The following is a 26,705-nucleotide window of genomic DNA, read 5'->3' on the forward strand; positions in this document are numbered from 1 at the left end:
GATGAGTAATTTTCGGACAAGCATCACGCAGTAAATTGCACTTTACGGACAGGCATTAATTAAGACTTACATCAGACTCTGCAACCGCAATCTTCGAGTCGGCAGTTCCGTAATAGAGCAACCATTTCCCATTAAAACGGACCAATCCTTCCACAAAGCATACATTATCAACCTGACCGGTAATCTCAAAAGGCTGATCGGGAGAGATAAACCACTGATCGGTACGATACAAAACCTTTGCAGGATCGTCTTTATCCATAATTATCTGCCCTGCTGCATAAGTGCCGTCTTCAAGATTTTTATCTCCAAAAGAGGGACTGTTCTTGCTGTTGTAAATCAGCAGTATCCCCTGGTCTGTAATTACAGCAGGAGGTCCGGGCTCAACCAATTCGCTGTCCGCGGATCCTCACACCCACCTTCCCATTCATATTTTTTGAACTCATCATTATCGGGGTAAAGAACAGGTTCAGGCTTCTTACGAAATTTATAACCATCCAAACTATAAGCCAGACCAATACGTGATGTGCCATTGTATTTCCCAATGCTGTCTTCGGCACGATACAGTAAAAATACAGTATCTCCTTTTAGGGCACTGGCAGGATTAAACACATCCTTTTCTTCCCAATTGACCACCGCTTCCCTTATGGGACAGAAGAACTCCAGACTATCTGAAGGAAGCAGACAAGAAAAATGTTTTTTGGTTTGTTACTTCTCCAATTGATTTTCTACTTCTTCGATGCCGGCCAGATGTTCTTCCAGCACTTTTCTGATTTCAGCAATTACTTCCGGATGTTCTTCGGCAATGTTAAATTTTTCTGAAGGATCGATATTTACATTGTAGAGCAGAGGCGTTTCATGAACAGTGGGAGTGTTGGTTATTTCCAGTGGTGGATTAGTAATGGGATGAGCTGTTTGACTGCCATATTCATTTTGAGTTATAAAATGTGCTTTGTAGTCCCCTTTGCGAATAGCATAGACCTGCTGGCCACGGTAATAGAATACCACATCACGCGGACTTTTCCCGGTTCCCAAAAGCAGCGGGGAAATATCGTATCCATCATAAATGCGGTCGTCTGGAAGTTTGGTTCCGGAAAGATTGCAGAAGGTTGGAAACAAATCCATAGTGGTTGCCATATCCATCACCACTCCTTGTTTTAATTTCCCCGGCCACCAGAAAATTGTGGGTTCGCGCATTCCCCCTTCAAAAGTACCACCTTTTGCCCCTCTCAGTAAACCTGCAGTTCCTCCGTGTGTTTCAAAAATATGCCACGGACCATTGTCTGATGTAAAAACCACCAGCGTATTTTCATCAAGTCCTTCTTCCTCTAAGGTTTTCAGAATTTGTCCTACTGACCAGTCTATTTCTTCAATTACATCACCGTAAAATCCTGCCAGCGAAACATCCTTAAATTCTTCGGAACGAAACAACGGAATATGTGGCAGGTTGTGTGCCAGATAAATAAAAAAAGGTCCGTCTTTCATACTTTTTATTTTAGCTACGGCTTCTTCAGTATATCTTTTTGTAATAGTCCTCTGGTCTGCTGGTCGTTCAATAATTTTGTCATTCCTCAATATTGGAACATTATAGGCATGAAAATTTTCTTCTTCTGCAAGCTTAATTTGGGATGTAATATAATTTCCAGTACCAGTCCCCGGAACTCTATCCATATCATTGGAATATGGAATTCCAAAATAGCTGTCAAATCCGTGATCAGTTGGCAGAAAAGGAGATTTATGACCCAAATGCCATTTCCCGATAGCTGCAGTTTGGTAGCCGTTTTCTTTCAAAGCACGCGCAATTGTGATTTCACTTTGGGGTAACCCTCCATTGGAGTCGGGGAACAATACCCTTCGTTTGTCACTACACATGCCTGAGCGAATAGGTAATCGGCCTGTTAGCAAACCTGCACGGCTTGGTGTACAAACCGGTGCTGCAACATAAAAATTGGTCCATTTTTGGCCTTCAAAAGCCATTCTATCGAGGTTGGGCGTATTAATTGTCGGATGTCCGAAAATCCCCAAATCCCCGTAACCGAGGTCGTCAGCAAAAATGACGATAAAGTTGGGTTTTGAGGCCTTTTCATCTTCGGTTTCTGCTGCAATCATATCTTGTTGTCCGGATAGACCGAAAGATAACAATCCGGCCATAACAATTGACTTATTTGCTTTCATTTTTAATTTGTTTTTTGTTGATAATTATTCATTTCTATTTCCCATTTGTATAAATCCTGTTTAAGAGATTGAAATATTTCAGGAAATTCATTTTTCACATTTTTTGTTTCCGAAATATCATCTTCTAAATTAAACAGATATTCCTCATTTCTGATTTTAAGGTATTTCCAGTCTCCATTTCTCACTGCCCATTGATTTCGATACCTCCAAAACAAAGATCGCTCCGGCATTTCTTCATGTCATCAGGGCAGCTTGAAGGAGAACAAACTGCTGGTACTGCATAAAAATCAGTGAAACGCATATCATAGTCAGCAAGTATATCAATACTTGGGGTTTGACTTATCGACTCGACTCAATCTCGTAATGCCTATCAAAATTAAAATTACGGCAAAAGGAAACATCATTGCACCCCAAATCATTAACCAGAATTAAAATTATATTTGGAGGAGTTTCTATTTCTAAGGTTTTGCTGTGATATTTAAAAAATGGTAAATGCCATACACGTAACAAGATTGAAGCAAACATAAAATTTGCCCAATACTTTTTTTTAAAAAAAGCATTATAACCTGATTTATTCATGAGTTTTCGTAATAAGATATTCAAATATCAAAAAATATAAGGAACGGCAGATAAAACCGGAGAAGGGAATAGAGCCGATTTTATTGAGAACGCTTGTATTTCGCCGATAGTTGAACATTGTAATAGAAAATTCATGAATAGATCAGATTAAAAACATTTATAAAACATGTGATCTTTTTTATTTCAAAATCCGATCTCTCTAATAAAACTTTTATTTATGAATGAAAGGCCTGCAGGCAGCCCTTCTCTCCAATATTTCCAGTTATGCCCCCCATCTCTTACACGATATTCGTGAGGTATTTTTAAATCCCTCATCAAATTATGTAAATCCGAATTCCCCCTATATAAGAAATCATCATCACCACAATCGATGTAAAAGCGGACAGATCTTAATTTGTCAACTGTAATGGTTTTTGCCAGATATAAAGGACTGTTGTTCTTCCAATTCTCATTTATTCGTTTATTTCCTTCCAAGTTTTTGCCATAAATGCCATCAAGAATTCCATAAATTGAATCAGGCATCATGGCTATCTCCACATCTGTAAAGATACCCGAAGAAAAAGCTACGCAAGCTGAAAAAAGATGGTTGTATTTCATGGCAAACTTCAATGCACCATAGCCGCCCATTGAATTTCCGGCAATGGCACGAAACTCCTTTTTAGACCGAATGCGGTATTGCTTTTCAATAAATGGTATGAATTCCCTGATAAACATATCTTCGTATGGTTCTAATCCTTGATAATCATTACAATACCAATTTGTTTTGCCATCAGGCATAATGATAATAAAAGATGAAACTTCTCCTTCCTTTATTGCATTGTCGACCATTCGGTTAACTTCACCAAACTGAATCCAGACTGTTTCGTTTCCTGAATAGCCATGCAGTAAATACAACACAGGATAAGAGCGTTCTGATTTATCGTAATCTGGCGGGAGGTAAACCGAGTATTTAACTTTGCTTTTGAGTAAGTCGCTTTCCATTGTCAGGCTTTCAAGCAAACGACCTTGCTGGCAAAAAGCAGTTAGTTGAAAAGATAAAGTTAATAAGAATAACAACAAAATTTTTATTTTTAATGGTTTCATATACTTATATTTTAAATTAATTGTATTTTAAATAATACTTCGTCAATATTTTACAAAAGCTTGGTTTTTAGTTATTTATAAAATCAAAGACATAGGCCACAAATCTCTCATAATAAAGACTTTGCGTCATTGCGTCTGCGTTTAGCTTTTACTCTAAAGGACTATTGTTTAAACAACAAGATATATATTCATTTTTGGAGCAAATAAGTGGACATGGCTGGAAACACTTCATTGATTAATTGTTCGGAAACTTTACCGCTGTGGTTGCCATCGTACCAATGCGTTGAATGCGGAATTTCAGCTTTCGTAAGTATTTGGGAAAAATATACAGTTGATTTAAATAAACCAGGCATTTCATCATGGAACCCGCAATCCAAAGCGTATTTGTTATATTTCAACAAATTATCTTTGTACCTTTCAACTTTTCCTTCCAGGTTTCCAAACCCCGAAATCCATCTATTATAGTTTTCATCTATTTTTCTGAGATTTCCTTTTTCATCACGTTCGAATGGCAATGCAATTTTCAAAGGTTTAGAGAGATCGGGTGCAAAGGCAGTACCCATTGCCATGAACCCGTATATGCCCATCATATCCCGATCGTAAGCTTCCAGTTCACGTTTTAAGGTTTCAGCAAAATTGTCATCTTTCACGTTGGCCATCCTTTCAGATAAAGTAAGAATCTGGTTCATTAGCGAATCGTTTGTCAAAAAGCCACTGATAAGCCGGTCATCAGCTAAAACAGCCGGGCTCATTGCATAAGCTACCGAAAAAACATCGGGATATTTTAAACTAATATTAATTGTCCCGCCTCCTCCCATTGAGTGGCCGGCAATTCCTCTGCACTCCCTTTTTGCCAGAGTCCTGTAATTGTTGTCAACATAGGTTACGACATCTTTGACGATATAGTCTTCCCAATTTCCCGTAACAACGGAATTGGCATACATCGATCCTTCAAACAAATTATAACCATTCAATTCTATTAATATAAATTCCTGATCTTTATTATTTTTCATATAAGCGTCGAAAGCCTCTGTCTTGGGATACTCACCAGCTTCCACAGTATATCCGTTCAAAAAATACACCACAGGGTATAATTGGGTTGAATAATTGTATGAAGGCGGCAAATAAACGCCGATTTGTTGGACATTCTCTGTTCCTACCAGATTATTCTCCAGCGAAGGAGCGGGTATTTCTGCTAAGTTATAAGTAATCACTCTGTCTCCTTTATCTACATTACATCTGACAAATAAAAGCAGAGTAATAACAAAAACCCCTAATTTAAGTTTTTTCATGTTTTTTACGGTTTAATTTATTTGAAGTCTGGCCTAAAAATCTAAAGTACTTTTTTAGGCCAGACTTTATTAATTACCAACCTGGATTTTGTTCCAGATTTTCATTTAAAGATAACTCACTATTTGGAATGGGCAAAAGGTTGAATTGCTCTTTGTAACCATCCGGGAATTTAGTTTCGACTATATTTCCGTTGTGATCGCGAACTTCAACTGGGTAAATATCATCAAGAAATCCATCAAGCTTATGCCATCTTTTGATATCCATCCAATAAAGGCCCTCCAATGCAAACTCAATTCTTCTTTCGTGCCTTAATTTTGCCCGGGCTTCTTCACGTGATAATCCATTCGGAAGAGGAGTCATTTTTACATCGTCTCTTTCGGTTCTAATTCTGTTAATAAGTGCAACAGCTTCATCAACATTCCCGCCTGTTTCAATAATAGCCTCTGCTTTTGATAAAATAACATCAGCATAGCGTATCACAATATTGTTTAAATCTGATTGATCTGCCGGAGGTAAATCTTCTTCCTTGTCTACACGATATTTTCTGGTACTTAAATGTTTGATCCTGTTTGCGGGATGATTGTAAGCACCGCCAGGATAAAGGTAGCTTGGAAAGCGATAACCAAGATAATAAGAACCAGGTACGACTACAGTAAATTTTAATCTGGGATCCCAACCATCGTAAGGATTATCGAGATCAATTTCTGATTCAAAATATTTGCCGGGAGAACCATCAATCCGTTCATAAGCATTTACCAAATCTTCAGTAGGTACATATCGTGTCCCCCTTGTCCAACTCCCGGTCCCAGTTCCTGTAAACTGATCGAGGCGTGTTCCCTGTGAGTTTTCTCCCCTCATATACTGAACATCAAATATTACTTCCTGGTTGTTTTCATGAGCCAACTGAAACAAACCTTCGTAACTTGGGAAAAGAGAATATTTTCCCAGAGTAATAACACTGTCAGCAAGATTTAAAACCTCATTGAATTTATTTTGATACAAATAAGCTCGCATTTTCATTGCCATTGCTGCGCCTTTTGTTGCTCTTCCCACCAGTGGTGCGTCAACATCGAGGTTTGCAATTGCAAAATCATAATCGGCTATTGCCTGATTCCAGGTTTCATCTGCCGTGCTCCGTGCAATCGTCCTTGCCTCTTCCGTGGAAATTGCATTTAAAATAATTGGTACCCCCCCATACGATTCAACCAATGTGGCATAAGCCAGGCCCCGCAGAAAACGAGCTTCAGCAGCATACATTAATTTTACCTCTTCTTTAAGTTCAACCTCATCCAAAACACTGAGAAGGTAATTTGCTCTGAATATTATTTCATAACTTCTTGTCCACCGAAATTCAACAATTCCACCGGCAGTAGCAGAAAGTTGTCCGTTTCCAATTTGAGCAAGGGGTGTATTACCCCAGTTATAGGCATTTGGAGTTGCACCGTCCAGTATCCCAAAAGCAAATAATCCCTGGGTAATTAATATATCTTCACGAAGCTGCCCGTAAAGACCATTTAAAAGAAGCTCAATATCAGCTTCATTCTCAGGAAAATTTTCGGAAGTAATTTTATCTTCCGGGAAAAACCCCAGAAATTCGTCTGCACACCCGTTTAATGAGATAATTAAAATTACGAGTAAGCTACGTATAAATATTTTTTTCAGTTTCATGATCATTATTTTAGAAGCTAAGATTTACACCTAATGAAACAATTCTTGGCACAGGATATTCATTTACAGTTGCAGAGAAAGTACTTTTCTCCGGATCATATCCTTCGAAGTCTTTGTCAACAATAGAAAATACATTTTGTGCATTTAAATAAAAATAGATTTTTTGTATGCCAATGTCAGAAGTCAGTTTTTCCGGGACACTATAACCTAACTGGAGGTTTTTAAGTTTTATAAAACTGATATCTTTTACCCAAAATGAAGATTGCTGCATGTCCCAGGGATTGTCCCAATACAAGATAGGCATATCGGCATCTGGATTTTGTGGTGTCCAGGCATCTCTCCATCGTGTTGAAATCGTTCGGTTATCCCAATTCAGATTAGTGAAATTGTTCTGGTTATAAGCATGAACCCCGGCAATACCCTGGAAAAGCAGGTTTAAATCGAATCCTTTATACTGAAATGCAGCGCTTAATCCATAAGTCACTTTGGGAATGGTATTTCCAATATCCTGTTTGTCTTCGAACCCCAGTTTGCCGTCTTTATTTACATCCTCAAATTTTAGGTTTCCTGCAATAGGAGTGTAGCTGTTGTCATACATGTGCTGCGAAGCTTCTTCATCCGATTGATAGATTCCAACCGCTTTATAACCATACAGAGTTTGGTACGAATATCCCTCTCTGATAAGATAAAGCTGATCAGGAGAATCCCCTCCCCTAAACTTGGTTACCTCATTTTTAATGTAAGAAAAGTTTAAACCTATATTATACCCGAACTTGTTCCGGTTTATCGATCTGTTATCGTAATTAAAGACAAACTCAAAACCGTTATTCTTCATTTCGCCAACATTTTCAAAAGGAGGCGTTAAATTTCCCATCAGAGATGGAATTGGCAGCTGAACAATAATGTCAGTAGTCTTTTTTCTAAAATAGTCAGCCTCAATACTTATCCTGTTCTTTAAAAATCCTAAATCAACACCAATATCAAGAGTTGTAGATGTTTCCCAGGTAATATCTTCATCAATTAAAGCAGTTACTGCAGCACCTGGTGCAAAACTTCCGGCATAGCTGTAACTTAAATTATTATTCTGGTCAATAACTGTTAGGAACGGCCAGTACCCGGCAATATTTTCATTCCCTAATTGCCCCCAGGAAGCTCTCAGCTTTAAATTGGAGAACAGGTTCAATTCTTCAATAAATGTTTCGTCCCCAAGTCTCCATCCTGCGGAAAATCCGGGAAATATTCCCCATCTGTTTCCTTCTTTAAAACGCGAGGAACCATCAGCTCTTAAATTAGCTTCAAAAAGATATTTGCCGGCAAACGAATAATTTAAACGGCCAAAATAGGAAAACATTCGTAATCCGGTCATATTGCCTTCACCCTGAATACCTGATGTTCCGGCATCAACCTGTGTCAGTCCTTCTTTTGGTGGATCAGATCTTCTTGAGTAGGCTGTTTTTGTTTTTCTGTCTTCAAGTTGCATACCCAAGATTGCAGAGACATTATGAGCTTCAGCAAATGTCTTGTCAAAATTCAGGGTGGTAAATACATTGTTAGCCAAAGAATAACTATTATTTCGGCTAATTTCAATCCCTTCCCGGTTATAGTTTTTGGTCATCATTGGAATCCCCGAATCAGTATATCCTATAACGGTTTCATTAAAATTGTCGGTCAGAATCCAGTTTCCTGTGGAAGCAACGGTAGTTCTCCAGTTTAGAAAATCTGTGAATTTAATTTCTGCTGAAGCATTAATTGCAAGGAAGTTTTGTTCATCCGTTCTTTTACCATTGTTAGCATCAATTAAAGGGTTCCTGTTATCATAAAGGATATTTCCGTCATCATCAATTGCCTCAACCGCTCCGAATTTACCGTCACGCGTATAAGGTGCAGTATATGGAGTTACACCTGAAAGCATCTCAAAAACCCGACCAAGAGAACCGTAAACCATGTCATTATATGGTTCGGTTGCAACTTTATGACCATAATTCAGACGTCCGCTTACCTTAAACCAATCGTTTACATTTAACTCAAGGTTTGCCCGTATTCCATATTTTTCAGTTTTGGTATTCGGTACCATCCCCTCCTGATTCATATAATTGAATGACAAAAATGATGTACTTCTTTCTGTACCTCCTCTTATTGACAGGTTATGTTCCTGGATGGGTGAATTTTCAAACAATACATCAAACCAATCGGTATTTGGATATTTATATGAATCTGTCCCATTTTCAAAAGCAGTAATCATATTGTCGGGAAATAGCGGACTGGCTCCCTCATTTACCAAAGCCTGGTTTGTTAATCTCATATGCTCGGCGCTATTGGTCACCAAATCGTACCTTCTTCCCAATGATTGTATTCCATAATATGAATTAAGATTTACCTGCAGACGTTCTCCTGTGTTTCCCATTTTGGTAGTAATTAGAACAACACCGTTTGCAGCTTTTGAACCGTAAATTGCAGCACTCGCTGCATCTTTTAATACGGCAATACTTTCAATATCGTTTGGATTTATTTGATCGAATGAGCCTTCAATTCCATCGATTATAACCAAAGGATTGGCATTATTCAGCGTTCCCCAGCCACGTACACGTAATTGTGCACCGTCACTACCAGGTTTTCCAGAGTTTTGACTTACCCACACACCGGTTACTTTACCGCTAAGTGCCTGAGATGCATTGGTAATTGGCCGGTTATCCACTTCTTCATCAAAAGTGACAGATGAAATTGCCCCGGTTAAATTTACTTTTTTCTGCACACCGTAACCTACTGCGACAACTTCATCAAGTCCAATAACTGCTTCTTGCATCACAACCGAAAAAGTAGTCCTTTCTTCAATGGGTACTTCCTGTGTCTGCATTCCCACAAAAGAAAAAACCAAAACATTCGCATCCTCAGGAACACTTAATGAAAAATTTCCATCCATATCGGTTATGGTTCCCTGTGTTGTGCCTTTTACGAAAACCGTAACTCCGGGAATTGGTTCTCCCTGTTGATCAGTCACTTTACCGGTGACGGTCTTCCCGGATTGCTGGAAGACTTCTGAAGATGCCTTTCCTCCCGACAAAATAATTTGATTGTCGACTACCTTGTAGGTGATATCACGTCCGGCGAAAAGATAATCAAGAACTTTAAAAATATTCTCGTCGGTAAATTTCACCGAAGCATTGAAGTTGATGTCAACCAGTTTTTCGTTGTAAAGAAAATAAAACCGGCTCTGGTTCTCAATTTCATCAAGCACTCTTTCGGCTTTGACATTTTCAAGGTCAATGGTGAGTTTTTTGATCTGCGCGTAGGAATTGGCTGCAAATATCTGCGACATCCCCACAAACATTAAGAATAATGTAATTCGCATGATACGAAGGGTTTTAGAGAAGACATTTCGGTCTCCCACTCCTGTCTTAGGAATTTTTTTCATAGCTTTGTAATGATTTTAAGTCCAACATTAGGGGATGGGGAAGTTGCCGCTTCCTTGTCCCCTTCTTTCTTAGAAAAATTTTCTTACTGTAATGAATGATCCTTTTAACTGCTGTTAAAATTTGAAGCCTTACTCATTTCTGTGTATTTTATTGATGACGAATAATCACTTTCTTCCTGGAAAAGTTACCCTTACTATCTTGCTGATTATCTATTATTTTGTATTCAATAGGCGAGGTCATTTTCAGTAAACGTAATACATCTTCCAGTTTCTCATCCTCGAAAGTAGCCCGGAAGGTATAATCAAAGAGGATGCTGTCTTCCACTACCACATCTACATTGAACCAGCGCGACAATTCTCTCGCCATCTGAGTCATATTTTCGCCTCTTAACATCAGTTTTCCATCGATCCAGGCAGAATATGGTTCCGGATCTACTTTTTTTCGGATTAGTTTTCGTTCATTATTATTGAAAAGCAGTAATTCACCGGGTTTCATTTCAAAAGTTTGCTCATAATTGTCGGGTATCAATTGCACTCTGCCCTCTTCCAGTACAACTTCCACAACTTCCTCATCAGGCCACATCTCTACGTTAAAACGGGTGCCAAGGACTTTCACTGCAGTTTTATTTCCACGAACGGTAAAAGGATTCAGCGAATCACTTTTCACATCGAGAAAAGCTTCCCCCCGCACATTTATGGTTCGTTCGTCAAAAGGAATTGAATAGGTTAATGCAGAACCACTGTTCAACCAGGTGACGGTACCATCGGGTAACCGGGTTTTTACACGCGATCCCAACGGAGCGGTAACCTCAACCACAGAAGGCCCCGCGACCTGCTCTTTACCGAAAAAGAACAATACAGAGCTTATAGCAAGCAACGGCAATAACAAAACAGCCGCGACACGGCTGTACCAGTTCAATGCTTTTTTGAGTTTGTTTTTACCGGATTCTTTCCCCTTTTCTGAGTTAATGAGAAAATGTATTCTGTAGAGAATAGGTGTAAGATCTTTATTTAATTCATCTTTCGAAACAGAATCCCAGTCTTTCTTCATCCGCCGTTTCAGACTGAGTTCATTAGCCTCCCCCCGAAACAGGTCGGCAAATTTCTTTTCTGTCGACTGGTCTCCCCTTCCGTTCAAATAATCTTCAAATATTTTTTGTTGTTCTTTATTCATCAGTATAAAATTAGTCTAAGTTATTGGTCGAATGGAACTCGCATGATTGATTTTATACATCTTCTTTTGTGACTAACCTTGCCATGCCTGTTTCATCTTACATCTTATATCAAAAAATCTATTAAAACAATCTTTGTCATTCTCGTTCATCTGAAATAATTAATGGTCTCTGCCAGAATAGACCGTTAGATTTCTTGATGTGTTCTAATAGTAATACCCCGCAAAATGAAGAATCTCCCGAAAAAATTTACATTTTCCCCAATTATCGAGAATTTTTTGAATTGCAACTAAAAAAGTCGGTTTAGCGGTCTGACAAATGGAAAGTAAAATATACAGACGCTCAAGGTGTCGTATGATTTTTTAGGGTCAGGCATGGAATTCTTACATGAAACGAACAAATCAGGGATTGTCATAGCTTGTCCGTTCCTTCCCAGAGAATTTGAGGATTATTCAGAAATGAAGGTGCAAAAATCAATCATGCGAGTTCCATCAAGCCTTTAATGAAAATTTCGACTTTGCAGAAGACTGGATTCTTTATCTGAAAGAGAATAATTCAAGCCTGAGTGTAGTGGGAACGCTTTCTTAATTCAGATTCAGCATTCTTATGTAATTAATATCGGGTTCTCTTGCCAAAAATAATTCAAGTTGACTTTTATGTTCAAAACCTGCTAATTTACTACGATACGTTGCAAAAACCTGTGGATTTTCAATTTCCAATTTTCGCTTTTTCGAAATGTTTAGATATTCTTGTTCCTTGTCAATTCCAAGAAACCTTCTGTTTGCCAAATTCGCAGCAATACCAGTTGTACTACTTCCGGTAAAGGGGTCTAAAATCCAATCATTCTTTTTCGTTGAAGCAAGAATAATGCGAGTAAGTAATGCTAATGGCTTTTGAGTTGGATGCTTTCCACAAGACTTTTCCCAAATAGATAATGCAGGTAAATGCCAAACATCTTTCATTTGTTTACCACCGTTAATTTGTTTCATTAACTCATAATTAAAATAATGCGTTTTGTTTCTATTCTTACGAGCCCACAGGATAAATTCCGTTGAATGTGTAAAATATTTGCATGATAAATTAGGAGGTGGGTTAGTTTTTGCCCAAGTAATACAATTAAGAATTTTAAAGTTTAATTCAGTTAGCATTTGTGCAACCGAAAAAATATTATGAAAAGTGCCACTAACCCATATTGTCCCATTTTCTGTAAGATGATTCCTACAGGCTTTTAACCAATTGTAATTAAACTCATTGTCCTTTTTAAAGCCATTCGACCTATCCCAGTCGCCTTTATTAACGCTGACCATTTTCCCATTTTGAACAGAAATTCCGTCATTTGACAAAAAATAGGGAGGATCTGCAAAAATCATATCAAATTTAAAATCAAATTGCTTCAAAAGTTCAATGGCATCACCATGTAATAGGGTAAATAATTTATCCTGAGATTTAAAAAATGGAAGTATCATTTTAACTGTTCTTTTAATTCCTTAAATGCTTCCCATGACATTAAACGACCTTTGCCATTTGGATAATTGACATCTTCCTGCCCCCAAATCAATTTATATGCTTCTATTAATGTTTCAGAAGTAGCGCCAGTAGTAAAATCTAATTCAAGAATATCTTCCAAAAAATCATTTGGTTCTTCTCCATTAAAAGTTTTTTTAAGCAGTTTTATAAGTTTAATAGTTTTCTTCCTGTCTTCTTTTCCTTTTTCTTTAACATCCATAATAATTTGCATGTGTGTAATCTGCCAAAGCAAGTTTTCAGATGGTTTAAAGACAAAAACCAAAAAGTCCTCTTTCATCGGTTGACTTAATCTGATCGCCTTCCCTCCAGGTTTTGTAATTACAATTTTATCACCATTTATCAAGGATTCTACTTCATACCCTCTATATGGTAAGCTAATTAATTCATTCGTATAAAATTTACCTAAGTCATTGTAATGATGCAACTTATCATACTTTAATTGATGGTAGATTCTTCGCTCCGCTCAGAATGACAGACTGTCTAATGTCATTCTGAGGAGGTAACGACGAAGAATCTGTTCCCTGTTTTTGGTTTCTTTGATGATTAAAGGTTAATTATACATGTTCTTTTGTGATAAACTTTGTCATGCTCGTTTCATCAGTATAAAACAAGTCTAAGTCATTGGCCTGATGGAACTCGCATGATTGAGATTTATACATGTTCTTTTGTGACAATTTTTGTCATGCTCGTTTCATTTGAAAAAATATTTTTACTGAATTTCTTATCTCAATTTTTTTCAAATCAATAACACGTTGATAAATATTTCTTTTTAACATTATGTTATTCAAAATTCAATGATATGCTCATTTTTTATTTTTTCTATAAATAAGTTTAAATTAACTAAATTGTATATACTCGGAATAATTGAAAATGCTTCTTCCAACTTATTTTTTGCAGATAGCCAACCTTGGCCATCCGTTATCCAAATAAACTCATATTTATTATATTGATTGATTTTGGAGGCAAGATCAGAGTATGAACGAGCTACTTCATTTAGTTTAGAACCACCACTATTGTAATAATTGGTCTCAATCAAATATGTTTTCTTCCGGGTTTTTATTACAAAATCAAATTTTTTCAAATCAACTCCCAAACTTGTAATATCAAGAAAAACAGCACTCTTGACTTCTTTTTTATAATATATATCGGCTCTGTCGAATTGCATAGCAACAGCTTTCGACATATTTTCACCACCTCTATTCTTTCGAGCATTAGTATCCAAGCCGACCTCCACACCAAAAACATAATCTACAAGATTAGTGATTCTTTTATTCTGAAACATCTCTCCTAAACCTGTATCGTTAATGAATTCATAAATCAATTCCGGTGTTTTAAAGTATGATTTCATTAAAACTATTTTCCCTTCTCTATTAATAGTTTTAGCTTTTTTATTGGTCCGAATTGCAATTAAAATATCTAAAACCTCAAATACTCCGGGATTTTCTATAAATAATTCTTCAACAGCACGTTTAATGTTCGTCTTACCAATCAAATAATTTAATTGATTCAGTTTAATTTCTATTTTTCTAACATTTTCATTTATCTTCTCAAAATCAGTAAAATAATCAAGCGTAGCATTAGTTTCACTTAATTGAGATATAAACCTTTCAAATTTCCTTGACATATTCGAATTTTTCAACCACTTGGTTCGTTATTAGTAATTCAGTTAATTTCCCCCTCTTTGCGGGATTTGAATTAACCATTCTTGATGCAAATACACGTTTAATATGAAAATTTTTATATAGATCATCAAAGAAATTATCATTTGGATCTTTCCCTTTAACATCCGAATTACTAAGTATAAAATCATAGCCAAGCATATCTACCTTTTTGCAAAATTCGGCTAAACGGATTTGTTCTTTGTCATTAAATGCTTGTCGTGAATACGAATTGAAACTGGATGTTTCACTTAACGGTTTATATGGCGGATCGAAATAAAATAATGTGTTTTGTGTAGCATAAGGCAACGTATCTTCAAAATCTCCAGTCAATATTTCTACCTTTTGCAATAATTTGCTATCTGCAATAATAGTTTGTTCATCACAAATATTTGGATTAGCATATCTACCAAACGGAACATTAAAAAGACCTTTACGATTGACCCTATATAAGCCATTAAAACAAGTACGATTGAGAAAAATAAATAGAGATGTATTCTCTATATCATTAAGTGATTTTGTATTAAATAAAGCTCTTTTCTCAAGAAAAAAATCCTTTCTTTTTTCTTCATTTAAAGGCAAATATTCATTTTGAATGTTTTTTAACACATTAATTAATACGTCGGGACTTTCCTTTATTGTTCTGTATGCTCTGGTTAAATCCGGATTTAAGTCGTTTATCACAGCTTTAGTAATATTTGGGTATTCCTGCAATATCCAGAATAAAATTGCACCACCTCCAACAAATGGTTCAATATATGTTAAGTCTTTTTGCTGATTTAAATTTTGGGGTATTGTCACTTTAATGCTATCGATTAATTGGGTTTTCCCCCCGACCCATTTCACAAATGGTTTCGCTTTTATTTTCATAGAAGTAACTTACTTTTTGACAATCCAACGATCTCCAACGCTTTTCAAGCCGAAAGTTTTGCATCCTCATCTAATTAAGCTGCAACTATCATTGAAAAGCGTACTCTTGCAAATCAACGTTATCCAGTATCTTGAATTGAATCGTTCTCACAAATATTTGTTTTCTCAAAAATACAAAATCATAATCTCAAACCGCCATTTGGCAAGATGTTTTTTTTTTGCCGAACCGGGTAGCATACCACCACCAAAGTTCCCTACCCCAAGAAAAAAATTTTTCCTCCGGCATGCGGAAGAGTAAATCTTAACCTGAATAAAGGAATGTCTCTGATGTCTTTAGGCTACTGAATAAATAACCAGTAAAAAAGCCATAATAACGGGCCCGATTCTTTTAAACGTTCTCTTAAAAAGCCGATCACTTCAGATATCTGATTGTCAACAGTCTTAGGACTTACACCAACAATAACGGCAATTTCTTTGGCCGATTTACCCTCAAACCGACTCAAGTAAAAAATTTTTTGTTTCTTATCGGGCAATTTTTCCAGTAGTGCTTTAATTTGTTCCAGCACCGAACGATAGGTAATCGTTGTTTCAGTAGAATTATCGGATGGCATTAGCTCCAGATGTTCGTCCACATCAAGAAAAACTACTTTATACCGGAAATAATCCCTGATCTGGTTAAATGCGACAGTAAAAAGATAAGAATGAAAGTTCTCTTCCTCTTTTAGTTTTTCACGATTTCGCCAGATTTTCAGAAAAACATCCTGCACCAGTTCTTCCGCATCGGTTTCGGACTTCAGATATTTTATTCCAAACCCGTATAATCGCGACGAATAGCTATCAAAAAGATGATTGAAAGCATGAATATTACCTTCTTTGAGTTGTTTAACGAAAGCTTGTTCCTGAATCATGCATCCCTGAATTTAGTGGTGCAAAAATGTAAAATTTACTTAAGAAATGCAAAAGTAAAAATTACTCTACATCTTTAACGCATCTGAATCCCAAATGCATCATTCCCGAGTCGGGTGAAGATTTAAGTGCATGCCAGAAGAAGCAACTAATTGATAAAAACCCCTCTCAATACTTCGGGCATTCACCAGAGGTCTATCACAACAATGGCAATAAAAGAAAAGTTTAATTCGGATGAAAAAATCTTAAATAAATTCAATCAGGTTATTGCAATAACCTCAGCCTGTCCATCTAATTCATCAGTATAAAATTAATCTAAGTTATTGGTCTTATGGAACTCGCATGCAAGAACTTATACATATTCTAATTGTGGCAAACTTTGCCATGCTCGTTTCATTCGTATATTTAATAAATTGTTATGGCTGTTAGAATTGTTAAAGTTGTTAATATTGTTAATATCATTAATGTGTTAGTTGTCAGAATGTTGTAAATTTTATTATATTAACTAACAATTTAACAACCCTAACAACCCTAACAATTCCATTCGTATAAAATTAGTCTAAATTATTGGTCGAATGGAACTCGCATGATTGAGTTTTATACATGTTCTTTTGTCGCAACCATTGCCATGCTCGTTTCATTCCCTCGTATTAATCACAACTCCGTGTGATTTTAACGTATTGACAGCCTCTTTTGGCAATGTCCAATCGTGATTGAAATAGCCTTCAACAATCACATTCTGATTGCTCCTATTGAACAAAAGAAAATCTTTCATCCCTTTTAATGCCTGGGCACCGCTGGCACCTCCAAAGCGACTTCCATGCAATGGCTGTTGATCCTTGTCGTCCGGAACAAATGTCCAAAACGGCAAACCGGAAGAGACAACCACCAGATTTCCGTTATGAGGATAACAATAAACAAGCCCCAGGCTGTCTGTTGTGTTTTCGAGATGCATCGGAAGTTTATCACCAATTTCTGCAATAACCGAATTGGTCTCCTTTGTTCCAAAAAGTACCATATTGGAATGATACCTGTCGAAATGAGTAACCTGACGGTCTGCAATGACTCTTGGATTAACCGTGCTGTTTTGCTCAAAGTAACCGCCTAATGAGACAGAGAAATCGGCAGCCTCTCTGGCAACACTTTTACGCCGGTTAATCTCATCCGGGTCATCCGCATTCTTTGTTCCAAACACATATACATGACGCTCGGTCACCACCTCATACACAGGACCTTCAAGACCAGCCTTTTTAGCCATGACAGGGGCAATATACCGGCCTGTTACCCATTTCCCGCCTTCTTTATGAAACGAATGATTGAACCTGGGCAAACTGCTGATTTCCTGTCCGTCAATAATAACCTTAAGCAGTTTTGAAGATTCAAATTGCGGATGATTTTTCAGGTTCAGAGAAAATGCTTTCAGGTTATCGGTTTCAACATTAACCTGGTTTTCACCGGTAAATTCTGCATCGATTCTGGCTAAAGTACCCGGTGTTAATTTATCAATCTTTACCCAGTAAGCACCAGGATATTTATACCACCTGGTAGCAAAACGCACTCTCCCGGGATATGGATTTCGTACAATACCATCGAACCATTTAAAGATGTTTCCGTTGGCATAGGCATTGGCCCATGAATCGTGATGAACTTCAGGATATTCATAATACTCAACCATAGTGCCAACACTTCTGAGTTCTTCAACAATCCGCCGGGTTCCTTCAGGTTTTACTACCGGATCGGCTCCTCCCTGATGGATGGCCATGGGAAGATTCAAAGCATTCTCTTCGAGGTCGAACGCCTCTGCAGGAGGGGCAGGACAAACCGGTGCTATTGCCGCAAACAGGTCGGGGCGGGACAACCCGATAAAAAGAGTTCCGCCGCCTCCCATGGAAAGGCCGGTCAAATAAATCCGATCCTCATCAATCTTAAAATCTTTTCGGCATTTCTCAATTACCTGCATGACATCATCCTCGGGGATGCCAACATACCCCATGGTACCTCTGGCATAAGGTGCCACTACAATGTATTCCACGTCTTCCCAGGGTGGAAAATAACGGGAAGCTTCGGCATCGCTCTCTCCCGGTAAATTGGTTTTTCCAAAAACTCTTTTCAGGGCCAGCCGGTGGTTCGACATCGCTCCATGAAGCATTACCACCAACGGATAAGTTTTATCGGGATTAAAACTTTCGGGAAGATAAAGCGCATAGGGTTGTTCCGAATCATCGATTTCAGAATAAAAAGTTTCAACCTGTGGCCCAGACTGAAAATACTGGGCAGAAATGCCATTAAATAGAAAAACAAACAGCAAAACTGAAAAAGATATACGACCTAAAGACATACGATAACATTTTTTAAGTTAAGAGTGCAGTATAAAAAGCATATTCTTGTCAAAATCCAGGCGTTTTAAATTTTTGTACCGGAGTTAACTTATTGTTAATGAGTATGCAAAAAATTTAAAACAACAACGAGTTTGGCAACAAAGATGCTTTTTAGACCGGGCTCAGATATAATATTCTCATCGCTAAAATATTGACAAAACAGCTCTTTTAGGAGCAGGCTCATTTATATCATTATCCATTACCTTTATACCAGTTGTGGATGAATTGACAATTCGAAAACAATTATTTTACAATCAGCTTCTTAAAAACAATTTTCCCCTCCACCTTCAGCCGCATAAAATAAATTCCGGGAATGAAATCTCCAACAAAAATCCTTGCTTCAGTACTATTTATTTCCTGGTCCAAAACAATAATTCCACTCATATCTATGATCGTGACAAAACCCCTGCTAACAGGTAATACCAGGTTCACCCAGTCAGTAGCAGGGACAGGATAGACTTTAATGGTTTCTGTATCTTTAAAGGCAGGAATACTTGTAGCCGTTTCATAACTTCCGCTTAGCAATAGGTCAGTCCCGTAAGCCGTAGAAACATTTTGAGGCGAAGGAACATTCCATCCGCTTACCTCCTTAAAAGAAACATTGCAATCACCTGCCGGCAAATCATAAACTCCGGGCTCCAGCCATGTGGTGCCGCCGTCATAACTCCACCGGGCACCATCATCAACAGCCTGTTGCGGTTCTATCTCAACAGATATCCGGCCTGGCAAAATCGTTTTGGCCAAAAAAGGCGTTACGCGGTTATTCAGGCCCGAAGTATAGAATGTTCCAGAAGCGTAAAGGATTCCATCATTTTTAATAATAATACTTCTGACAGAGGGCATTCCTCCTCCTATGGTACTAAAACCGTTATCAAGTCCCGCCCATTCATTGCCATCCCAACGGGCAAAAATATTGACAGTATTGCCACCGGCAGCAGTAAAATAGCCGCCGGCATAAAGGTTCCCATAAGCATCAAGTGTGATATCAAAGACGTTACTATTCAGATAATAGCTTTCACTATAATCTCCAATTCCACTCCATGAACTACCATCCCAGTGAGCAATATGACTTACGCCAACTTCACCTGCAAAAGTAAAATTGCCCGCTACATAAATGCCATCATTCTTATCACTTATAATTTTTCGCACCTCAGAGGAATATCCGGTTACCCCTCCATCAAGAGCAGTCCATAGGGAACCATCCCATTTGGCTATTCGGTTAGCGGTAACAGGAGAACTACCCGCTTCCGTTAAACCGCCTCCCACGTACAAATTGTCCTGATCATCACAAAAAAGAGCCCTCACATAGTTGTTAACCCCTCCATCGAGATCATGCCACTGGGAACCATCCCATCTGGCGATATTGTTTACCGACACACCCCCGGCATCAGTGATCCCTAAGCCTCCAACAAACAATTCGTCCTGGCTGTTTGTTGTCAAAACATACACTTCCCCGTCAACACCTGTTCCTAAAGGTTCCCATTCGGTTCCTGACCATCGGGCCACTCTGTTTATTTCTGTTGTCCCTGATTTTGTAAAGTTTCCTCCGGCATACAAGGTTCCGTTTGAATCAATAGTCAAGGCATATACAACATCATTAAATCCATCGCCCAAGGGAGAAAATTCACTGCCGTCCCATTTGGCAATGTAATTGACCAACTTATCACCTGCCGAAATGAAAGAACCGGCTACATAAAGATTTCCATCCGGATCAAGCACTGAAACATAAATTGAGTTGTCAGGTCCATTGCTAAGTGTATGAAAACCAACTCCGTCCCATCGAACAATATTATAAACGCCCAGACCATCGGCGCCTCTGAAAATACCCCCTACATAAACATCACCGGTGTCGGTGGGCAAAATACTTCTGAGAGAATAGTTTACATCGCCGAACCCATCAACAAATTCATTCCCAATGCTTTGCCATGTGCCGGAAGACGGCAATACAGCAGCGCCACTAAGGGCTGTATTATTAAACTCAGAGAATTCACCACACGCGTATAAATTACCGCTTTCATCAATTCTTAAATCATAAACCCGCTTATCAAACCCTGAATATTCATCAGCACCAACGCCACTCCAGCCAGTCCCGTCCCATTTGGCAATACGTCGAAAATATATCCCTCCGGCAATCCCAAATTCCCCACCTACATATAAATTCCCGGAATCATCAGATTCCAATGCCAGAACAGAATTATTTACTCCCGACCCCATCGGCTGCCATGCTGTGCCATCCCAATAAGCAACACGGGAGACATCGGTGGTTCCACTTTGCGTGAATATTCCCCCGGCATATAACTTCCCGTCCGAACTCAATTCCAATGCTCTGACAGTATTATCAAAACCATCTCCCATCGATGCCCATGAGGTTCCATTCCAATGCGCAACCCTGGAAGCTGTATTTCCACCGGCAGTGGGAAAATCGCCACCAACATAAACTTCACCGGGTCCGGTTGCTGCAATGGCGTAAACAGTATAATTTCCAACCCCTGTTCCCAACGAGCTCCAATTGTTACCGTCCCACATAGCAACCCGGTTCATCGTAACGCCATCAATCGTTGTAAATGACCCGCCGACAAATAAATTACCATTAACATCCACAGCCAGATCATATATAAACCCGTTAACAGACGTGGCAATAGGATGAAACTCCGCTCCATCGTATTTAACGATTCTGTGAGCCATCACCCCACCGGCTATTTCGAAATCACCGGCAATGTATATATTGCCATCTCCATCCTGTACCATGGCCAACACATAATCATTAACTGAGCTACCACCCGTCACACCGGGAAGACCACCAACAGATTCCCATGTTGCGGGAATCTGGGAAAATAAGCTTTGCACAAAAAGGAAAGCAAAACAAAAGAAGGAAGTAAAGTACCGCATAAATTCTATGAGTTAAAGATGAATAGGCGCTTAGCGCATAAAACTAACCAACATGTTGTTTAAGTTGACTAAATCCAGCACAGGGTTTTTTTTCAGGCTTGTCCTGAAAAAACGTAGATACTTATATCAAATATTAAAAATAATAAATATATTTTTTCACCCCTAACTTTTGATGTTTTTCTTATTTTAACATAGTTTCTTGCAAGCAAGCGGCGGAGCTGAGAAATTCTATTTTCGCACACTGCCTGTCCCGTACACAAAGTGTGGGTGACAAAGAAATTGTAAGTCTTTTCAGACACCCTCCGGGTCAGGCTCTAATTCCTCTACCCTATGCTCTCTGCCCCATACTTCTGCCTTCTGCCTGTCAACCTTCTGCCTATTGAAATCTACTCCCCTGTATAATTCCACGCTTGTTTTCGAATAGCTTCAACAATATCCTGATCAGGCTTAAAGCCACAATCGTAGATGGGAACACTGGATGCAATATCCAGCACCCGGTCGAGGTGGCGCTCCGTCATTTTTTTGTCATAAAAGTGCTGAATGGCATTAGCCATGAAGCGCATGGCTGCATTAACACCGGTAAGTCTCTTTATTTCATTGTGGATCGACTGACGAAGCAGGAATATTTCATTCAACGGTGCCTCTAACGGCCTTTGTGCATAATAGGGCATCGGTGTATTGAAAAAATGCCATTGATCATCCACTTTATGCAACCACAGCCGGTCATCGTTAATTACTTTGCCACCAGACTTTTCCCAGAGTCCTGCCATGGTGCTCTTACCGGTTCCCGAGACAGCCGTAAACAAACGACCTGTTCCATTATCGATTGTTCCCGAAGCATGTATGATAATATCGTTTTGGTAATGAGCAAGTACAACCATCAAAACAGACCCAAACGGCTGAAATAGGGGATCAACAACTACCTCTTTCACTTTTGTTTTCGGAACAAGAGATGTATGAATACTTCCTTCATTAAAATTGATCCGGCAGAAAACTTCTTCCAGTTGATTGTCTTCAAAAAAATCAATATAAATTCCGGCATCTGTTCCTTCTTTCATTATTTCCCAACGATACGGAATTTCCGCACCATCAAAAGATTCGCCGGACAACATTGTCTTCATCCCTCCCTTGTCAGTTTGATTTACAATTGAATAAACACAATCAAACGACAAATTCACAGGCGAAATTGCCACTTCATAGAGTGATGATCCAAGCGGTTCAAGCTGAATCCCGGAAGACAAAGCTTTAAGTTTTAATTCTATGCCGGGTAAGTAAATATTCATATAATTTAAGTGTTATTCAGCAGCCCCTAATTAAGTTATTGGTCTGATGGAACTCGCATGCAAGACTTTATACATATTCTTGTTGTGGTGTGCCTTGTCAGGCCCGTTTTATCTTACATTTAATAAGTTGTTACGGCTGTTAGAATTGTTAAAGTTGTTAATATTGTTAATATATTAGTTGTTAGAATGTTATAAGTTTTATTACATTAGCTAACAATCCCAACAATCTAACAGTCCTAACAATTTTATAACAATTTTTGTCATGCCCGTTTCATCAGTGTATAATTAGTGCCCGCCTGTAAAGAAAGTCGGAAAAAGCTGTAACAAATCATGTGTCTGTTCAGAAAGTACCAATAATAAAAGCTTTGCGTCATAGCGCCTCTGCATTTAGGCTTCTTATAACGAACTACTGCAATAGCTACCCTTCAGATCCTTCCACTTTAACGGAACTTCCTATCTTAAAGAAAATAAATATCCCTTAAACCCCTTTTCTGTCAAGGGATGCGCCATATTATCAGGCTGATTCCTTCTTAGCTACATTTAGTTTTATATCCAGTGCATCCAATATTTCTTTTTGATGATTCGATAAGTTATGTGGGCGTACTTTTATTTTGGTTCCTTTAAAATCATATTCTATATATTGTATTTTATCAAGGCTTTCAATAGCAAATTTTCGGGTATAGTTTAAACTGGCTATTTTATCTGAAATATATTTGGTTATCATATACGCCAGCATCACAACAAATACGTGGCCCTTTGTCCTATCCTCTTTTCTTACAAATATTGGTCTAAGCTCTTCAATTGTGGTCTTCATGGTCCTAAATGCAAATTCAACCAATCCTAAATCTTTGTATCTATCATGGGCCTCTTTTGTGTTTAGTTCTTCTTTTGGGACTCCCGTTTTAACCACATAACAGCCATCTAACTCCCCTTGTTTTTCTTTTGCTTCCTCATCTATAGATATAGAGAACCCTCTTTCGTTCACATCTACCGTGACGATGTTTTTTAGTTTTAATTTTACCAGCTCATTGTTTATATCTCTTTGCGCAACATTAATTTGTGCTTTTGGATGTTCTTTTAAGTATTTGTTTTTATTAGTCACAAAATCCATCAACCTTTTAATTCGGTCTTCTCTATTTCGTTTTAATTCTATTGCCCTATACTTGTTTTTCCGCAATATGTACCTCACATTATTTTCGCCAGCTACTTCTACCAATTCGTCTTCAAATAAAGATAGCTGCAATACCCCTTTATTTATTAATGATTTAATCTGCTCTTTGGTAATTGTTGTGAGATAATCCCATTTATACTGGTTTGATATGATTTCATCAATCTGGCTTGATTTTATCATTCCTTTATCCCCAACAAAAATAACTCGCTCTACACCAAATACTTCTTTGAGTTTTTTAAGTTGTGACGAAACTGTTTTTGTGTCACCGGTATTCCCTTTGAATACCTCTATGGTAATTGGGTATCCATAGCTGTCGAGCATCAGCCCTACAACTATTTGCATCTTGCCTTTTTTCTTGTCCCTATTATATCCGTATGTGGCCAGTTCGTTTTTTGTCCCCTCCAAATAGGATGAAGTTACATCGTATAAAAATATATTCTTTATTTTTTCTGTTTGATAACGGTGTCTGAAAATTTTCTTTTCTATTTTTTCCTGATTAGCGCTTAACCAATCCAGGTTATCGTATAAGCTATCTTCATTGAAACTGGACACATTGTAAACATTCTCAATATCCTGATTAATCACCCATTCGTTGGCAATGTAATTCCTTGACTGTTGCGTAATTATACGCCCTGCAATTTGCACCATTGCCAGTTTTGCTTGTTTAGAACTGCCTAAGGCCTGATATATTCCCAGTCGGTTGGCCACTTGTTTGATTACTTCAATTGCACCGAATGATTTGCCATTAGAAAGATTCAAGTCCTCTATTGCCGTAATAGCTTTACCTTTAATTAATTTTTCCAAATCATTTACAAGATGTTCTGGCCATTTTGTTAAAGAGGTAATGCTTCTATGTTTAACTTTTTCACCCTCCCTATAATTTTCCATCAGAACAACTGATTGGTAAACCTTATTTTTTGTCTTACGGTATGTTCTTTGAATAAACATATAGCTAAATTTATGTCTTAGCCACAAATATAATAATTTAAAAAATTATATGCAAATGTTTTATAGAATTTTTGTATTAATTCTTTCTTAGCCACACATATTTGAGCAAAAAAAACTCTTAAACTTAGCCTGGCAGTGGGAGTGCTGTGATTTGCCGATAAAATTAGACAGGAAGTTCCGCTTTAACAATCACCTTTTTTTCAATGGCATTATTAACAAAAGTCTGAATATCAAAAGTCAGTGTTTCTTCGTCTATCTCATAAATATCCAAAAGCTTTTTGATGACATCATTGATGGTACAAGGTTTTTCAAAAGCCTTAAGAATGTCGGCACCAACTTCATTTAAAGTAAGAACACTCGTCATATCTGCCACGCGATCGGACAGAGGTACCATCACCATCTCATTCCCCATCATGCGGGTCACGAATTTGTCGGAATTAACCTGATATAGGGCTTCATTGTCAATCATTAGTTGTAAATTACTGAAAATTAAATTATTAGATATAATATTATTAGATTCAGTATTTCTAACATTTTGCCATCTCACCATTCTTCCATTCTATCACTCTCCTACCCTGCCTCTCATATCACCATCCGGGCAAAAGGAGCCACATCCTGCCCCACAAACTCCTTTTTCCGGTATTTGAACAAGCCGGTAATGGCAATCATAGCAGCATTATCGGTAGTATAGGCAAATTTAGGGATATAAATATTCCAGCCGTACTTTTTTTTGCCGTCCCTAAAAGCCTTGCGAAGGCCTGAGTTGGCAGAAACGCCTCCTGCAAGGGCAATCTCCTTAATACCGGTCTGATCAGCAGCAGTCACCAGTTTTTCCATCAGAATATCGATAATGGTCTTTTGCAACGAGGCGCAAAGGTCGTTTTTGTTATCTTCTACGAAATCAGGGTCTTTCCTGACATGATCGCGCAAAAAATAAAGAAAGGATGTTTTCAATCCGCTAAAGCTATAATCCAGATTGGCAACTGCGGGCTTGGAAAATTCAAATGCGTCAGGATTTCCTTCCCTGGCCAGTTTATCAATAAGTGGTCCTCCCGGGTAGGGCAATCCCATCACTTTGGCACATTTATCAAAAGCTTCGCCGGCCGCATCGTCAATGGTCTGGCCGATTATTTCCATATCAAGAAAATCCCGAACCAGCACAATCTGGCTATTACCCCCCGACACCAAAAGACAAAGAAACGGGAATTCGGGCACCGCGTGCTTTTGATCCGTCTCCTGAATAAAATGTGCCAAAACATGCGCCTGCAAATGATTAACTTCGATCAGTGGAATTTTACGAGCCAACGCAAACCCTTTGGCAAAGCTGGTACCAACCATCAGCGATCCCATCAATCCCGGTCCGCGGGTAAAAGCTACGGCAGAAATATCATTCGTTTTTACGCCGGCATCTTTCATGGCTTTGTGAACAACCGGAATAATATTTTGCTGATGAGCCCGTGACGCTAACTCCGGCACTACACCACCATATTCTTCATGTACTTTCTGCCCGGCAATTACATTGGAGAGAATCGTATCGCCCTTTGTAATAGCGGCAGAAGTATCATCACAAGAAGATTCAATACCTAATATTATGGGTTCCATATTTAAAATAGATCGTTCGATTTATAAATACCTTCTAACCTATAGTCATCAAAGAAACCAAAAACAGGGAACAGATTCTTCGTCGTTACCTCCT

Annotated in this window: 20 protein-coding genes; all 20 read right to left on the bottom strand. The window is 38.2% G+C overall.

The genetic code is table 11. The annotated features are described in order from the left end of the window. Window positions 1–55: 55 nt before the first annotated feature. Window positions 56–388 carry a glycoside hydrolase family 130 protein gene (locus ATH1_RS22195; RefSeq protein ID WP_029164019.1) on the bottom strand — a complete coding sequence of 111 codons (333 nt, stop codon included), beginning with the start codon at window positions 386–388 and terminating at the stop codon, window positions 56–58. Beyond that, window positions 361–633: a glycoside hydrolase family 130 protein gene (locus ATH1_RS22200; RefSeq protein ID WP_029164020.1), complete on the bottom strand. Its 273-nt coding sequence runs from the start codon at window positions 631–633 to the stop codon at window positions 361–363. The genes ATH1_RS22195 and ATH1_RS22200 overlap by 28 nt, the downstream gene beginning before the upstream one ends. 72 nt (window positions 634–705) lie before the next feature. After that, complete coding sequence (locus ATH1_RS0107660) at window positions 706–2,172, bottom strand: sulfatase family protein (RefSeq protein ID WP_010419748.1); 1,467 nt, start codon at window positions 2,170–2,172, stop codon at window positions 706–708. A gap of 2 nt (window positions 2,173–2,174) precedes the next feature. After that, a complete protein-coding gene (locus ATH1_RS0107665) occupies window positions 2,175–2,357 on the bottom strand; it encodes a hypothetical protein (protein WP_029164021.1) in 183 nt (60 codons plus the stop codon). 577 nt (window positions 2,358–2,934) lie between these two features. Next, window positions 2,935–3,732, bottom strand: a complete 798-nt coding sequence (locus ATH1_RS0107670) for an alpha/beta hydrolase (RefSeq protein WP_010419756.1) — start codon at window positions 3,730–3,732, stop codon at window positions 2,935–2,937. A gap of 290 nt (window positions 3,733–4,022) precedes the next feature. Next, window positions 4,023–5,126, bottom strand: coding sequence for an alpha/beta hydrolase (locus ATH1_RS20120; protein ID WP_010419757.1), 1,104 nt, complete (start codon window positions 5,124–5,126; stop codon window positions 4,023–4,025). A 73-nt stretch (window positions 5,127–5,199) separates the two neighbouring features. Continuing rightward, a complete protein-coding gene (locus ATH1_RS0107680) occupies window positions 5,200–6,795 on the bottom strand; it encodes a RagB/SusD family nutrient uptake outer membrane protein (protein ID WP_211208078.1) in 1,596 nt (531 codons plus the stop codon). Between the two features lie 10 nt (window positions 6,796–6,805). Further along, on the bottom strand, window positions 6,806–10,207 hold the full coding sequence (locus tag ATH1_RS0107685) for a TonB-dependent receptor (RefSeq protein WP_010419764.1): 3,402 nt from the start codon (window positions 10,205–10,207) through the stop codon (window positions 6,806–6,808). Window positions 10,208–10,355: 148 nt separating this feature from the next. Then, window positions 10,356–11,381 (bottom strand): FecR family protein, encoded by a 1,026-nt coding sequence (locus tag ATH1_RS0107690; protein ID WP_010419765.1) that lies wholly within the window; start codon window positions 11,379–11,381, stop codon window positions 10,356–10,358. Between the two features lie 582 nt (window positions 11,382–11,963). Next, window positions 11,964–12,845, bottom strand: a complete 882-nt coding sequence (locus ATH1_RS0107695) for a DNA-methyltransferase (protein WP_010419768.1) — start codon at window positions 12,843–12,845, stop codon at window positions 11,964–11,966. After that, window positions 12,842–13,330 carry a hypothetical protein gene (locus ATH1_RS0107700; RefSeq protein WP_010419771.1) on the bottom strand — a complete coding sequence of 163 codons (489 nt, stop codon included), beginning with the start codon at window positions 13,328–13,330 and terminating at the stop codon, window positions 12,842–12,844. Before ATH1_RS0107700 ends, ATH1_RS0107695 begins: the two co-directional genes overlap by 4 nt. 360 nt (window positions 13,331–13,690) lie before the next feature. After that, window positions 13,691–14,530: a type II restriction endonuclease gene (locus ATH1_RS0107710; protein ID WP_010419777.1), complete on the bottom strand. Its 840-nt coding sequence runs from the start codon at window positions 14,528–14,530 to the stop codon at window positions 13,691–13,693. Then, window positions 14,514–15,434: a DNA adenine methylase gene (locus ATH1_RS0107715; protein WP_010419780.1), complete on the bottom strand. Its 921-nt coding sequence runs from the start codon at window positions 15,432–15,434 to the stop codon at window positions 14,514–14,516. Before ATH1_RS0107715 ends, ATH1_RS0107710 begins: the two co-directional genes overlap by 17 nt. 338 nt (window positions 15,435–15,772) lie before the next feature. Beyond that, complete coding sequence (locus ATH1_RS0107720) at window positions 15,773–16,342, bottom strand: RNA polymerase sigma factor (RefSeq protein ID WP_010419783.1); 570 nt, start codon at window positions 16,340–16,342, stop codon at window positions 15,773–15,775. A gap of 635 nt (window positions 16,343–16,977) precedes the next feature. Beyond that, window positions 16,978–18,678 (bottom strand): carboxylesterase family protein, encoded by a 1,701-nt coding sequence (locus tag ATH1_RS0107725; protein WP_010419786.1) that lies wholly within the window; start codon window positions 18,676–18,678, stop codon window positions 16,978–16,980. A 283-nt stretch (window positions 18,679–18,961) separates the two neighbouring features. Then, the gene (locus ATH1_RS0107730) at window positions 18,962–21,565 is read right to left on the bottom strand and encodes a T9SS type A sorting domain-containing protein (RefSeq protein WP_162096779.1); all 2,604 of its coding nucleotides are present in this window, start codon (window positions 21,563–21,565) and stop codon (window positions 18,962–18,964) included. Between the two features lie 428 nt (window positions 21,566–21,993). Continuing rightward, entirely contained in the window at window positions 21,994–22,890 is an 897-nt protein-coding gene (locus tag ATH1_RS0107735; RefSeq protein ID WP_010419794.1) for a hypothetical protein, read from the bottom strand. A gap of 514 nt (window positions 22,891–23,404) precedes the next feature. Then, window positions 23,405–25,009: an IS1634 family transposase gene (locus ATH1_RS0107740; protein WP_010416888.1), complete on the bottom strand. Its 1,605-nt coding sequence runs from the start codon at window positions 25,007–25,009 to the stop codon at window positions 23,405–23,407. A gap of 163 nt (window positions 25,010–25,172) precedes the next feature. Beyond that, window positions 25,173–25,478 (bottom strand): PqqD family protein, encoded by a 306-nt coding sequence (locus ATH1_RS0107745; RefSeq protein ID WP_010419797.1) that lies wholly within the window; start codon window positions 25,476–25,478, stop codon window positions 25,173–25,175. Between the two features lie 113 nt (window positions 25,479–25,591). Next, window positions 25,592–26,611 (bottom strand): tRNA (adenosine(37)-N6)-threonylcarbamoyltransferase complex transferase subunit TsaD, encoded by a 1,020-nt coding sequence (tsaD, locus tag ATH1_RS0107750; protein ID WP_010419800.1) that lies wholly within the window; start codon window positions 26,609–26,611, stop codon window positions 25,592–25,594. Window positions 26,612–26,705 lie beyond the last annotated feature (94 nt).

This window comes from Anaerophaga thermohalophila DSM 12881 (assembly GCF_000191885.1).
Lineage (GTDB): Bacteria > Bacteroidota > Bacteroidia > Bacteroidales > Marinilabiliaceae > Anaerophaga > Anaerophaga thermohalophila.

What these genes read in the sequence shown, in the direction of transcription:
- ATH1_RS0107660 (WP_010419748.1), bottom strand. Translation starts at nt 2,172, where the DNA reads ATGAAAGCAAATAAGTCAATTGTTATGGCCGGATTGTTATCTTTCGGT.
- ATH1_RS0107670 (WP_010419756.1), bottom strand. Translation starts at nt 3,732, where the DNA reads ATGGAAAGCGACTTACTCAAAAGCAAAGTTAAATACTCGGTTTACCTC.
- ATH1_RS20120 (WP_010419757.1), bottom strand. Translation starts at nt 5,126, where the DNA reads ATGAAAAAACTTAAATTAGGGGTTTTTGTTATTACTCTGCTTTTATTT.
- ATH1_RS0107680 (WP_211208078.1), bottom strand. Translation starts at nt 6,795, where the DNA reads ATGAAACTGAAAAAAATATTTATACGTAGCTTACTCGTAATTTTAATT.
- ATH1_RS0107685 (WP_010419764.1), bottom strand. Translation starts at nt 10,207, where the DNA reads ATGAAAAAAATTCCTAAGACAGGAGTGGGAGACCGAAATGTCTTCTCT.
- ATH1_RS0107690 (WP_010419765.1), bottom strand. Translation starts at nt 11,381, where the DNA reads ATGAATAAAGAACAACAAAAAATATTTGAAGATTATTTGAACGGAAGG.
- ATH1_RS0107695 (WP_010419768.1), bottom strand. Translation starts at nt 12,845, where the DNA reads ATGATACTTCCATTTTTTAAATCTCAGGATAAATTATTTACCCTATTA.
- ATH1_RS0107710 (WP_010419777.1), bottom strand. Translation starts at nt 14,530, where the DNA reads ATGTCAAGGAAATTTGAAAGGTTTATATCTCAATTAAGTGAAACTAAT.
- ATH1_RS0107715 (WP_010419780.1), bottom strand. Translation starts at nt 15,434, where the DNA reads ATGAAAATAAAAGCGAAACCATTTGTGAAATGGGTCGGGGGGAAAACC.
- ATH1_RS0107720 (WP_010419783.1), bottom strand. Translation starts at nt 16,342, where the DNA reads ATGATTCAGGAACAAGCTTTCGTTAAACAACTCAAAGAAGGTAATATT.
- ATH1_RS0107725 (WP_010419786.1), bottom strand. Translation starts at nt 18,678, where the DNA reads ATGTCTTTAGGTCGTATATCTTTTTCAGTTTTGCTGTTTGTTTTTCTA.
- ATH1_RS0107735 (WP_010419794.1), bottom strand. Translation starts at nt 22,890, where the DNA reads ATGAATATTTACTTACCCGGCATAGAATTAAAACTTAAAGCTTTGTCT.
- ATH1_RS0107740 (WP_010416888.1), bottom strand. Translation starts at nt 25,009, where the DNA reads ATGTTTATTCAAAGAACATACCGTAAGACAAAAAATAAGGTTTACCAA.
- ATH1_RS0107745 (WP_010419797.1), bottom strand. Translation starts at nt 25,478, where the DNA reads ATGATTGACAATGAAGCCCTATATCAGGTTAATTCCGACAAATTCGTG.
- tsaD (WP_010419800.1), bottom strand. Translation starts at nt 26,611, where the DNA reads ATGGAACCCATAATATTAGGTATTGAATCTTCTTGTGATGATACTTCT.